General features: G+C 63.0%; 10 protein-coding genes. 7 read left to right on the top strand and 3 right to left on the bottom strand.

Features of this window, described 5'->3' with window-relative positions; all coding sequences use genetic code 11:
• Positions 1-1641 carry a N,N-dimethylformamidase beta subunit family domain-containing protein gene (locus tag NKH13_RS04105; RefSeq protein WP_352714648.1) on the bottom strand — a complete coding sequence of 547 codons (1641 nt, stop codon included), beginning with the start codon at positions 1639-1641 and terminating at the stop codon, positions 1-3.
• A 154-nt stretch (positions 1642-1795) separates the two neighbouring features.
• On the opposite strand from NKH13_RS04105, the gene NKH13_RS04100 reads away from it, so the two are divergent.
• The 5 genes from NKH13_RS04100 (at position 1796) to NKH13_RS04080 (ending at position 4561) form a co-directional block, all read left to right on the top strand.
• Positions 1796-2044 (top strand): ParB N-terminal domain-containing protein, encoded by a 249-nt coding sequence (locus NKH13_RS04100; RefSeq protein ID WP_352492428.1) that lies wholly within the window; start codon positions 1796-1798, stop codon positions 2042-2044.
• A gap of 123 nt (positions 2045-2167) precedes the next feature.
• Positions 2168-2653 carry an SRPBCC family protein gene (locus NKH13_RS04095; RefSeq protein WP_352714646.1) on the top strand — a complete coding sequence of 162 codons (486 nt, stop codon included), beginning with the start codon at positions 2168-2170 and terminating at the stop codon, positions 2651-2653.
• Between the two features lie 24 nt (positions 2654-2677).
• Entirely contained in the window at positions 2678-3634 is a 957-nt protein-coding gene (locus tag NKH13_RS04090; RefSeq protein WP_352714644.1) for an alpha/beta fold hydrolase, read from the top strand.
• Between the two features lie 197 nt (positions 3635-3831).
• A complete protein-coding gene (locus NKH13_RS04085) occupies positions 3832-4230 on the top strand; it encodes a GFA family protein (RefSeq protein WP_352714642.1) in 399 nt (132 codons plus the stop codon).
• 118 nt (positions 4231-4348) lie between these two features.
• The gene (locus NKH13_RS04080; protein ID WP_023717422.1) at positions 4349-4561 is read left to right on the top strand and encodes a hypothetical protein; all 213 of its coding nucleotides are present in this window, start codon (positions 4349-4351) and stop codon (positions 4559-4561) included.
• A gap of 13 nt (positions 4562-4574) precedes the next feature.
• Here NKH13_RS04080 and NKH13_RS04075 read toward each other — a convergent pair whose 3' ends face one another.
• A complete protein-coding gene (locus NKH13_RS04075) occupies positions 4575-5489 on the bottom strand; it encodes a hypothetical protein (RefSeq protein WP_352910814.1) in 915 nt (304 codons plus the stop codon).
• Positions 5490-5748: 259 nt separating this feature from the next.
• Between NKH13_RS04075 and NKH13_RS04070 the strand changes: the two genes are divergently transcribed.
• Both NKH13_RS04070 and NKH13_RS04060 read left to right on the top strand, forming a co-directional pair.
• Positions 5749-6768 (top strand): GH25 family lysozyme, encoded by a 1020-nt coding sequence (locus NKH13_RS04070; RefSeq protein WP_352714640.1) that lies wholly within the window; start codon positions 5749-5751, stop codon positions 6766-6768.
• A gap of 829 nt (positions 6769-7597) precedes the next feature.
• Positions 7598-8608 (top strand): MBL fold metallo-hydrolase, encoded by a 1011-nt coding sequence (locus tag NKH13_RS04060; RefSeq protein WP_292657726.1) that lies wholly within the window; start codon positions 7598-7600, stop codon positions 8606-8608.
• 180 nt (positions 8609-8788) lie between these two features.
• On the opposite strand, the gene NKH13_RS04055 is transcribed toward NKH13_RS04060, so the two are convergent.
• The gene (locus NKH13_RS04055) at positions 8789-12553 is read right to left on the bottom strand and encodes a vitamin B12-dependent ribonucleotide reductase (RefSeq protein WP_352714639.1); all 3765 of its coding nucleotides are present in this window, start codon (positions 12551-12553) and stop codon (positions 8789-8791) included.
• Positions 12554-12737: the final 184 nt, after the last annotated feature.

The raw sequence follows: 12737 nt of genomic DNA, 5'->3' as shown, positions 1-12737 counted from the left end.
TCATGACTTTCCAAGATAGCGGTCGAGGACATTTCTGGTGACACGCTCGACCATCGCATCCTGCCTTAGCAGGCCGGCAACCCATTCGCAGCTTCCGGCGTGAAACACCTCGCCCTTGCCGCGCCGGAAATTGACGATCATGCCGTTGCCGCGTTTGACCTTGTCGAGATTGGCATCGCTTGCCTCGCCGAACAGCGTTTCGGCGGTGAAGCGCCCGTCCTCGTCGCCGAGAAACTGGTCCTTGAGCGGAATGTCGGCGCTTTCCTCGACCTGGCTCGCCATGCCGACGGCCAGCACTTGCAGGCCGTCCGGTGCGCCGCTGTCGGGCTCGGGGTAGGGCAGGCCGCCGCGGATCTCGAAGTCGAGCCCGTCGACCTCGTAACCATAGACATGGCTGTCGGCGCCGAGCAGGTCGCCATAGTAGATGCCGGTACCGGCAAAGGCCCAATGCTCCGGCCGGTAGACCGGAAAGCCGCGCACGCCGCGCGGCGCGCAGCCGCCCCAGCCGGCATAGACGCCTCTTGTCGCGTTGAGGCCGAAGGTCGCCGCACCCGGCCGGCCGATTTCCGGCGCCTCCCAGGAGTTAGTGGCGCGCCTTATGTCGCCGCCGCGATAGGCCGGGTCCTCGGCGCGGGCGCGGTATTTGTAGCAGACCTGCCGACGCCCTTCGTCCTCCAGCCTGGTCTGCCACATGAAATTGCCGGCAAAGCGCGCTGCATGGCCGCCGCGCTCGACATAGGTGTCGACCGCATCGCGCATTTCCCAGGTCCAATATTCGTCGTGGCCGACGAAGACGACGCAGTCATAGCCGTCGAGGATGTCGGGCGAAAAATGCAGATCGTGCTGGCTGGCGAGATCGACGGCGTAGCCGGCACGCTCGGCGAAGCGGAAGAAATGGCTGTCGTAGCTTGCCCAGCCCGACGAGGCGTATTTCTTGGAATGGCCGGTAGCAAAGGCCCATTCCATATGCGGATAGCGCGGCACGGTTTTCGGCTGCACGGCGACTTCGAGCGGCACGCGCGGCGCGTCCTTGGGCAGCACGACGAAGCCGCGGCACCACGGCCGCTGCGTCGATACCATTCGTGCATACTGGTCGCGGCCTGGCCCGGTGATGCCTTCGTAATGGTTGGAACCGCCCCATGTGTTGTAGGCGAGCCAGGTGCCGGTGGCCGCGACCTGCAGCACGCGGCCGGGTTTCTTGCCGGGTTGCGGCGCAAGGACGAAAAGATGGTGGCAGCGGATCACCTCGCCGTCCCGGCCATCTGCCGTCAGTGTGACGCGATAGGCGCCGGACGGCCAATCGTCGCCGATGCGAAACTCGAACGACACTTGCCAGCCGCAGCCTTCGACCGAACATTGATCGGGCGTATCCTGCCAGCGCGCCGCGATACCGGCCTCCTCGAACATTGTCGCTTCCGCGCCGCCGTCGCGGATGATCGCGATGCCGAAACTGGCGGCTGTCGAACTGACATGCAGCGCCATCATGTCGCCAGGACGGTAGGAAAAACGGTCGCTGTAGCACCAGATTTCGCCACGCCCGCCATCCATCCCCGGCCATTCCCAGTAATGGCTGCGCACCGCCTGGCGTCGCTGCTCCGGCGTCAGTCCGAAATCGGGAAACTCTGTCGGCAGATGGTTCATGGACACCGCTAAGGTCGAAGGCCGCCATTTCGGCCATCGGCCGGCCAAGCGTCAATTGGAAACGATCGGGCCAGCCATTGCCGGGCCGCTCCCTTGGCCTTGCCGGCCAAACAGACTATCTCACAAGGGCGGCCTTGTCCGCATGGGAGCCGATATGCTGAGAGTGCAAAAGGTCAGGGTCGACGACATCTACGTGCCGACCGCGCGCAAGAAGACGCTGCATCCCGAAACCGTCCGCCATCTGGCCGAGGACATTCTGGAAAACGGCATGAAGATGCCGATCCAGGTGCGCCATGACGGCAAGCGCCACATCCTCGTCGAAGGGTTGCATCGGCTGGAAGCGGCCAAGTGGCTCGGCGAGACCGAGATCGACGCCTATCTGGTGCAAGCCAAGCGTCACTGAAGCCACTCATTTCCGTCGTTCGAATCTCCGGTCCCGCGGATTTTTTCTCGCGAACCGTGTCGGCTTGCGTCTTGTCGGTTCGTCCTAGACACGAAAGCCAAAACCGACATGTGAGGAAACACCATGACCACCAAGCTCGACATCGCCCCCAACTCCGACCGCGAGTTGGTTCTCGCCCGCATCATCGATGCGCCGCGCGAGAACGTCTATCGCTGCTGGACCGAGCCGAAGCTCTTGACGCAATGGTTCGCGCCGAAGCCGTGGACGACGCCGCGCGCGGAGATGGATGTTCGGCCCGGCGGTACCAGCCTCGTCGTCATGGCCGGTCCTGACGGCAACGAGTTTGCGAACCCCGGCGTCTTCCTCGAAGTCGTGCCGGGCAGGAAGCTCGTCTTCACCGATGCCTATACCAAGGCGTGGGAGCCTTCCGCCAAACCGTTCATGACCGGGATTGTGACACTCGAGGACGAGGGCACGGGCAAGACCCGCTACATCGCCCGGGTTGCGCATTGGTCGGTCGCCGACCGCGAACAGCACGAGAAAATGGGTTTTCACGAGGGCTGGGGCCAGTGCGCCGAACAGCTCGAGGAGGTCGCAAAGCGACTTTGATGCAAACGGGAGAGGGAGACTGATATGTCCAGATCTATATTTTTTGCCATTTTCGCCTCGGCCGCCGCGCTCTTTGCGGCGCCGGGCACCATCAACGCAGAGGAGGCCAAGCCCGCCATGACGACCGCAACCGCAACACTGCCGACGCCGGAAAAATCCGGCCTGCTGCCGATCAACGGCCTGAACTATTATTACGCCGTCTATGGCAAGGGCGAGCCGCTGCTCCTGCTGCATGGCGGTCTCGGCACGACCGACATGTTCGCGCCGATCCTGCCGAAGCTTACCGAAAACCGCACCGTCATCGGGGTCGACCTGCAGGGCCATGGCCGCACCGCGCTCGGCGATCGGCCGCTCAGCCTGGAGGCGATGGGCGACGACATGGCGGCGATCGTCAAGGCGCTCGGCTACGACAAGGTCGACGTCATGGGTTATTCGCTGGGTGGCGGCGTCGCCTTCCGCATGGCCGTGCAGCATCCCGACGTGGTGCGACGGCTCGTCCTGGTCTCGACCGGCTACGCCGCGGACGGCTTCTATGCCGAGATGCGTGGCCAGCAGGCACAAGTCGGCGCGGCGATGGCCGACATGATGAAGGACACGCCGATGTACAAATCCTACGTCGCGGTCGCGCTGCATCCGGAGGATTTTCCGAAACTCCTTGACCAGCTCGGCGCCTACATGCGCAAGGACTACGACTATTCGGCCGACGTGCCGAAGCTGAAAATGCCGGTGATGCTGGTGTTCGGCGACAGCGACATGTACCGGCCCGAGCACGAGATCAAATTCTATCAGATGCTTGGCGGCGGGCTGAAGGACGCCGGCTGGATGCGCGAGAACCTGTCGCAGAACCGTCTGGCGATCGTGCCGAACCGCACCCATTACGACGTGTTCTTCGCGCCGGAACTGACAGCTGCCGCGCTGCCGTTCCTCAATGGCGAGACCAAGGTCAAGACCTGGGATGAGGTCGTCAACGAAACTAACTGACGCCCGGTCAATTGTCTGCCGGCCGTCTCTCGCGAGATGGCCGGTTTTCGCGGCATGAGGCCTTGGGCCCGGCGCGTCGGGCATCGTGTATCGGCCGGATCACAGGAACCGATGGCGCCCTATCAAAGCTTTTCAATTGACGCTGCCATGCCCGTCGCTACGGTTCGCCGATCTTCTCCAAATGACGGATCGGAGCAATGGCAAGATATCAGGGTGGATGTTTATGCGGGGCGGTGCGCTACCGCGCCGAGGCGGCACCGATCAATGAGCGCGTCTGCCATTGCCGGATCTGCCAGAAGGCGCTGGGTGCCGCCTTCAACGCGCGCGTGCTGTTCCGCATCGACGATGTGACGGTCGAAGGACCGCTGGCGATGGTGAATTCCTCCCCCGATCTCAAGCGCGGCTTTTGTCCGCGCTGCGGCACGACGATGTTTTCCCGACGCGATTCCGCCGGCATCGTGGGCGTCACCACTGGCTCGCTCGACGATCCCTCAGTGTTCAGGCCTGAGATGCACATCTGGACCGCCTCGAAGCAGCCCTGGGTTCAGATCGACGACGGCCTGCCGCAATATGAAGGCGCGCCACCGCCGGTTTGAGGTGAAATCTGGACAAAATTTAATCCGAAGCGACACGAGATAGCCGGCAAAGCGTCATTGGTGGGCCATCATTGCTGCCTATCTATTGTGTGCGGGCAGGCAGTCGAGGAGGCGACGGATGAACGACAGCATCAACACCCTGGACGAACTCTTGAGCGATCCGATGATCAAGCTGGTGATGGAGCGCGACCGCGTGCAGCCGGCGGAACTTCGCACTCTGCTCGAGGAAAAGGTCCGCCGGGCGGACGATGATGTGGCGGTCAACGATCGTTTTGTACCGCCGGCCCACTTGATGGCCACGACCTGCCACAAGCTGTGGCTGTGCGGCTAGGGTCTTGAAGCGGTCAGCCGGAATTTGCCGGCAAATAGCTGTAATGGCTGCGGAAATAAGCGAGCCTGAAGCCGAGGCGCGCATAGTTGCGATACGCCGGCCCGTCGCGTTCGGCGTGCGGCGCCTCGATGTCGGCCACGAACAGTTTTGCACCGGCCGCAAGTCCGTCGCGCACCATCGGTTCGCCGAGCATTGCATCGAGGTCGAAGCTCGGCGCCATGATGCCGGGCACCGGTGCGTCGATGCCGCTCCAGGCCATGCCGTCGGCACCGATGAACATCGAGCGCACCGCCGCCACCGTGCCCTCCCGCCGCAGCATGTAATGATGCCAGCCGCGCCGGCCGGCCAGCACCAGCAACCACGGTGAGGTCGGCAACCGATATTGGCTGTCGATGAACCCAGCCCATTCTCTTGCCGTTGCCGGCGTCACCCGCTCGACCGAGACATCCTTCGTCGGGAAAAGCGGCTCCGTTGGCAATGGCGTGGCGTCGCGAAAGATGCGTTCCCAGCCGCCCTGACGCTGCAGGCCGCGTGCCTCGAGCCAGCAGCTGAGCGTCGCGGGCTCGGTATGCGGATTGGTGTAGAACCAGGGCCGCAGAATACCGGCCTCGCGATAATGCGTCAGAAGCGCATCGAGCCGGCTCTCGGTGGCCGCGCTATCGACACCGAAATTCTTGACGCAGTTGAAATGGATGAACGGGATCGTCGTGCAGGTGGTCCAGACGAGATCGCCATCTTCGGCGATGGCCAAGCCTTGCCTTGCGGCAAAGTCTGCCGGAGCGGCGCGATAGAGATCGAGCCAGGCATTGACCTCGGCGCGTTCGATAACGCGGCTGAGGTCGCGGGATATCTCGTCAATCCTGATGGCAGGCGAGTGCGGCTCCGGCGGGACGACGGGCTGCAATTCTGACAAGGCGGCAGGCTGCATGACGTCCTCCCAAGTATGGCCTTACACTGTAAGATTAGGGGAGACTAATCTCATGCAGTGAGTTGTCAAGCGGGATTGCGAGGCAGCGACGTGGCCGAACGTCGGAGGGATAGCGCCCCTCTGTCCGGCCGATTTCCCGATACAAAGCCCTAACAAGTCGATTCAAACTTTGTTGGTAGTTTCTTGTTAGGAATCCAGCTTGGTTTGTCCGGCGGCGTTGTCCTGCCTTCGGTCTGTTGTGTTTTGCGTACAGGTCCAGATGCGGATATCAGGCGTCGTCATCTTTTCGATCGCAGCGCTGTGCCTTGCCGGCTGCACGTCGACCTCCGGCGTCGATGCGCTGCAAATGCCGTCCAGCGAGACCACCAGCTCGGTTGTACGGCCACCCGCGCCGGTGGCATCCGTGGCGAAAACTGATGCCGCGCCCGCTTTTGCCGAACAGGAGCAGGACGAACAGCCGGTCGCGATGGACGTACCCGATCAGGGCGTCGAACCGCCGGCCGAGGTGATCGCGCTGATGTCGCCGCCGAAGCGGCTGGCACGCGCAGCACCGGCGATGCTTGCCGAGCCGGTCACGCGCTATGGCTTTCGCGACGCCAAGCCGATCAATTTCGGCAAGTCCTCCTCGCCAAGGCGCCTTGCCGTTCACGGCGTCGACGTTTCGCGCTGGCAGGGCAATGTGAACTGGCAAAAGCTGCGCGCCCAGGGCGCCAACTTCGCCTACATCAAGGCCACCGACGGCGGCGATCATATCGACCCGATGTTTACCAGGAACTGGCGCAATGCCGACGCCGCCGGCCTCAAGCGCGGCGCCTATCACTTCTTCTACTGGTGCCGCACCGCCGGCGAGCAGGCCGACTGGTTCATCCGCAACGTGCCGAGGGTCGAGGGCGCGCTGCCGCCGGTGATCGACGTCGAGTGGAACGGCGAATCGAGCTGCAAGCGCCGCCCGTCGCGGCAAAAGGTGCTGGAAAAGATGCAGGTGTTCATGGACAAGCTCGAGCGCCACTACGGCCAGCGCCCGATCATCTACACCGCGCCCGACTTCTACCGCGACAATCTCAGGGGCGCCTTTCCCGATTACCCATTCTGGCTGCGCGCCGTGGCGGCGCACCCATCAAAGGTCTATCCCGACCGCAAATGGCTGTTCTGGCAATATTCCGGCTCTGGCCTGTCGCACGGGGTGAGGGGCCGCATCGACCTCAACGTCTTCCACGGCGATGAGAAGGCTTGGCGAGACTGGACTGGCGGCCGGCAGATGGTGGCCGAGGCGGAGTAGCGCGGCGGGTCGGGTGCTTGGCTTCCACCGTCGGTATCCCGCCGCGGTCACGGCGTGGATCCTAGGGTCTCCGCAACGTCGCTTCGCTCCTGCTCCGCCCTAGGATGACGAAGGAAGGGATGTTCCCGCTAGTTACCGGCCTTGGCGATTGGCCTTCGGCCTCCGTGTCTTCGTCATCCTAGGGCGGAGCGAACGCGAAGCGGAGCGCAGACCCTAGGATCCATGCCGTGCCGTCGAAGAGAAACGCGCGGTGATAGCTACCAGCCCTTGGTTCGGCTGGCGGCTCTACGCCTCTATATATTCGCCAAGCTGACCCCTTTGGGCACATCCAGTCCATCGGCTCGCAAGCCTTCGATGTGAAAGCGTATTGCGTCGCGAATTTCGGTTTCCACCTCGAGCACCGATCGCAATGCAGCCGGGTAGGTCCGGCAGCTAAGCGGAAAAATTGTTTCCGGCTTTTTCGATGACCGCCGCGTAACGCATTGCGCAACCTCTTCGGTTGGAAATGTCATTATGGCCAGCGGCCGATCATCTACACTGACGTAGTTGAATAGCAGCTCCTCCTGACATCCTTCCTGCTCGAAAGAGCACATCGTCGCGGATATCGAGGACGGCTTCGAGTCAACGCTGAGCGCAGGGCGCCGTTCGGTGGGCGAGGGCGTCTACTCCCTCATGCCAGCCTCTTCACCACCAAATCCTCGCTGCGGTCCACTGAGAGCACAGGCTGACCCATCCTCAGGTGTAGCTCGATAGCCGACACGCTTCCCCATAGGGTCCCCGACGTGGCTTGTGACCGACACGTCTCGATCACGCAAAACAGGAGCGCATCATGTCGCAGGCAGAAACAAAAACCCGCACGACTGGTCAGCAGGAGACAAACATGAGCTTGGACAACATTTCACACCCCTCGATCCAGCACTGCGCCGACAGCCTGAACGCCAAGCACAGCAACGGTAGACCGGAGCCCGAATTGGTTCCGTCGCGCTACGCGCTGCAGGTCGGCGACATCGACGTGCTGGTGGTCAGCGATGGAGTGCTGCCGATACCAGCGCCGGTTATGGCATACAACGTCGACCCGGCCCTCCGGGAGGCTTGGCTGGACGACATGTTCCTGCCGCCGGACGTGCTCGAGTGGCCGCTGAACGTGGTCGTCGTACGCAGCGGCGACCGGACCATACTGGTGGACGCCGGGCTGGGGATGGACCCGGACTTGCACTTGCCGAGGGCCGGGCGGTTGGTCTCGCGACTGGAGGCCGCCGGCATCGATCTCGCATCAGTCACCGACGTGGTGCTTACCCATATGCACATGGACCATATCGGCGGGCTGCTCATCGACGGGGTGAAGGACCGGCTGCGTCCGGATCTGCGGATTCACGTGGCGGCCGCCGAGCTCAAGTTCTGGGAGTCGCCCGATTTCTCCCGCGTCTCCATGCCAACGGGGTTCCCGGATGCGCTGCGGCGGGCGGCCAAGCGGTTCGTGAACGACTACCACAGCCAGTTGCGGCCGTTTGAGACGGAGCACGAGGTGGCGCCGGGGGTGGTCGTCACGCTCACCGGTGGCCACACCCCCGGGCACAGCGTGGTCCGCCTAGCGTCCGGCGGCGATCGACTGACCTTCGCCGGCGACGCCGTGTTCCAGGTCGGGTTCGACCAACCCGACTGGCACAACGGCTTCGAACACGACCCCGAGGAGGCGGCCCGCGTCCGCATCAATCTTTTGCGGGAGCTGGCGGCGACCCGCGAGCCGCTGGTGGCCACTCACCTGCCGTTCCCGTCTATCTGCCATGTGGCGGTGGACGGCGATGTCTTTCGTTGCGTGCCGGCTGTCTGGGACTACTGACCCGCTTATTGGGTTAGGGCCGAGCACAGCGTTTGAACGACCGCACGAGCAACGTCGCGAGCTTTGAGTAGCTAGGCATCGGGCGTGCCTGATCGGGTAGTGGCAATTGGCTTGCTTTGACCGTTAGAGGTGGGTTGCCGTCAACCCACCTCTAAGCGATCAACTTGCCTATCAGCTATCTCAGCTGCACCCGCTCGTAGCCCCACAAGTATCGCACTTTTCACACGTCCCGTTCCGCACCATCGTGAAATTGTGGCACTCCGAGCATTCGTTGCCGGTGTAGCCCTGCATCAGCGATTGCTGGCGCCGGTTGGCGGCGAGCGCTTTGGCTTCGGCTGCTTCTTTCGCCGCCTCGTCGGTGAACAGCTCCGTCGGGTCGGACGCTTCCGCGTAGACGATGTCCTCGACCAGTTCCCTGGCGCGCTCCTCGTAGTCGCGCTTGTAGGCGATGGCTTCGTCGCTTGCCGGCTTCAGCGTCAGCACGTTGGAGCCGGAGAAGGCGGTCGGGGCGGTACGGGCCGGAGTTCCGGAGCCCGAACCGGCAAAGCCCTTGGGCTCGGCACCCATGCCCGACACCAGCTTGACCGGCGAGGCACCGCGGGTGAGACCCTTGGAGAAGGGCGTCGCCTTGCCTTCGTTGATGCCGCGCCCGAGTGCGGTCTTGTCGAAGTCCGACTGATCGACATGGGCGAGGTCGTTGCGGCCGAGATAGGAGACGGCAAGTTCGCGGAAGACATAGTCGAGGATCGACGTGGCGTTCTTGATGGCGTCGTTGCCCTGCACCATGCCCGCCGGCTCGAATTTAGTGAAAGTGAAGGCCTCGACGAATTCCTCGAGCGGCACGCCATATTGCAGGCCGAGCGAAATGGCGATGGCGAAGTTGTTCATCATCGCGCGGAAGGCGGCACCTTCCTTGTGCATGTCGATGAAGATCTCGCCGATACGGCCGTCGTCGAACTCGCCGGTCCTGAGATAGACTTTGTGGCCGCCGACGACCGCCTTCTGGGTGTAGCCCTTGCGGCGGTTCGGCAGTTTCTCGCGGTCGCGGTAGAGACGCTCGACGACGCGCTCGACGATCTTCTCGGTCACCTGAACGGCGCGCTGTGCGGCCGGTGCCGCGATCAGCTGCTCGACGGCTTCGTCCTCGTCCTCTTCACCATCGGCGAGCAGCGAGGCGTTGAGCGGCTGCGACAGCTTCGAGCCGTCGCGATAGAGCGCGTTGGCTTTCAGCGCCAGCTTCCACGACAGCATGTAGGCGCCCTTGGCATCTTCCACCGTCGCGTCGTTCGGCATGTTGATGGTCTTGGAAATGGCGCCGGAGATAAAGGGCTGTGCCGCCGCCATCATCATGATGTGGCTGTTGATCGACAGCGAACGCTTGCCGATCTTGCCGCACGGGCTGGCGCAGTCGAACACCGGCAGGTGTTCGGCCTTCAGGAACGGCGCGCCTTCCAGCGTCATCGCTCCGCAGACATGGATGTTGGCGGCCTCGATGTCTTTCTTGGAAAAGCCCAGCGCCGGCAGCATCTCGAACGAGAAATCGTTGAGCTGCTCATCGGTGAAGCCGAACGTCTCTTTCACCCAGTCGGCGCCCAACGTCCACTGGTTGAAGACGAACTTGATGTCGAAAGCCGACTTCAACGCGGCATTGAGCGCAGCGATCTTGTCGTCGGTAAAGCCTTTGGCCTTGAGCGAGCCGGGATTGATGCCCGGCGCCTGGTTGAGATTGCCGTGGCCGACGGCATAGGCCTCGATCTCGGCGATCTGGGCCTCGGAATAGCCGAGCGTGCGCAGCGCTTCGGGCACCGCGCGGTTGATGATCTTGAAATAGCCGCCGCCGGCGAGCTTCTTGAATTTTACCAGCGCGAAGTCGGGCTCGATGCCGGTGGTATCGCAATCCATCACCAGGCCGATCGTGCCGGTCGGGGCGATCACCGTTGCCTGCGCATTGCGGTAGCCATGCTCCTCGCCGAGCTCGATGGCGCGGTCCCAGGCGGCCTTGGCATGGTCGGCAAGCTCCTGCTGCTTGAGGTCTGAGGCGACCAGCGGCACTGGGTTGACGGCAAGCTTCTCGTAGCCGTCCCTTTCGCCATAGGCCGCGCGGCGGTGGTTGCGCATGACACGCAGCATGTTCTGCGCGTTGCGGTCATAGTCGGGGAAGGCGCCGAGCTCGGCGGCCATTTCGGCCGAAGTCGCATAGGCCGTGCCGGTCATGATCGCGGTGAGGGCGGCGCAGATGGCGCGGCCCTCGTCGGAATCATAGGGAATGCCCGAGGTCATCAGCAGGCCGCCGATATTGGCGTAGCCGAGGCCGAGCGTGCGGTATTCGTACGAGAGCTTGGCGATCTCCTTCGACGGGAATTGCGCCATCATGACGGAGATTTCCAGCACCATGGTCCACAGCCGCACCGTGTGCTCGTAGGCGGCGATGTCGATAGTGCCGTCGGCGTTGCGGTAGGGCAGAAGGTTGATCGAGGCCAGATTGCAGGCGGTGTCGTCGAGGAACATGTATTCCGAGCACGGATTGGATGCCCGGATCGCACCGGCCGAGGCGCAGGTGTGCCAGTCGTTCATCGTCGTGTTGAAATGCAGGCCCGGATCGGCCGACGCCCAGGCGGCATAGCCGATCTTTTCCCAGAGATCGCGCGCCTTCAGCGTCTTCAGCACCTTGCCGTCCTTGCGGGCGGTGAGATGCCAGTCGCCGTCCTGCTCGACGGCGCGCAGGAAATCGTCCTTCAGCGACACCGAATTGTTGGAGTTCTGGCCGGAAACGGTGAGATAGGCGTCGGAATCCCAGTCGGTGTCGTAGGTCTTGAACGACATCGAGGTATAGCCCTGCTTGGCGAACTGGATGACGCGGTAGATGTAGTTCTCCGGCACCGCGTCCTTCTTGGCCGCCTTGATCTCGCGCTTCAGCGCTGTGTTGACCGCCGGGTCGAAGCAATCGTCGCCGTTGCCTTCGCAGTTGATGCAGGCTTTCATGATCGCTTCGAGGTGCTTCTTGACGATCTTCGAGCCGGTGACCAGCGAGGCGACCTTCTGCTCCTCATTGACCTTCCAGTCGATGAATTCCTCGATATCGGGATGGTCGGCGTCGACGATGACCATTTTCGCGGCGCGACGCGTCGTGCCGCCCGATTTGATGGCGCCCGCAGCACGGTCGCCGATCTTGAGGAAGCTCATCAGCCCCGACGAGCGGCCGCCGCCCGACAGCTTTTCGCCTTCGCCGCGCAGGAATGAGAAATTGGAGCCGGTGCCGGAGCCGTATTTGAACAGGCGCGCCTCACGCACCCACAGGTCCATGATGCCGCCTTCATTGACGAGGTCGTCCTGCACGCCCTGGATGAAGCAGGCATGCGGCTGCGGATGCTCGTAGGAAGACTTCGACTTGGTCAGCTTGCCGGTGAACGGGTCGACATAGAAATGGCCCTGGCTGGGACCGTCGATGCCATAGGCCCAATGCAGGCCGGTGTTGAACCATTGCGGCGAATTCGGCGCGACGCGCTGGGTGGCCAGCATATAGGCGAGCTCGTCGCGGAAGGCGCGCGCGTCTTCCTCCGACTTGAAGTAGCCGCCCTTCCAGCCCCAATAGGTCCAAGTACCGGCAAGCCGGTCGAAGACCTGGCGGGCATCGGTCTCGGAACCGTAGCGCTCGGCTTCCGGCAGCTTTGCCAGTTCAGCTTCGTCGGCGACGGAGCGCCACAGGAATGAGGGGACTTGCGTCTCTTCGACCTTCTTCAGCCGTGCCGGGACGCCCGCCTTGCGGAAATATTTCTGCGCCAGGATATCGGCGGCAACCTGGGAGAACTGCGCCGGCACGTCGATATTGTCCAAGCGGAACACCACCGAGCCATCCGGATTCTTGATCTCCGAAAGCGCCTTGCGGAATTCGATCTCCGCGTAAGCTGATTGCCCTGGCTTGGTGAAACGACGCTCGATGCGCATTGGTCCGGTCCCTTTTGTCTACATATAGCGCTTTTCCCAGAGGATTTCTGCCCTCTTGACGAAACGCGCATGGCCGCCGTCTGCCGGCGTTCGAAAACCCCGGCTCTCATCGTCACAGTCTCCGCCGCCCTGCCGGTCGAACCTCTTGCGAGGCCGCTGTCCAACGCGCTCACGGACCCTGTGG

This window comes from Mesorhizobium sp. M1348 (genome assembly GCF_040317925.1).
Classification (GTDB): Bacteria; Pseudomonadota; Alphaproteobacteria; order Rhizobiales; family Rhizobiaceae; genus Mesorhizobium.
The sequence above is the reverse complement of the archived record's forward strand: the minus strand, read 5'-3'. Positions and strand labels throughout refer to the sequence as shown.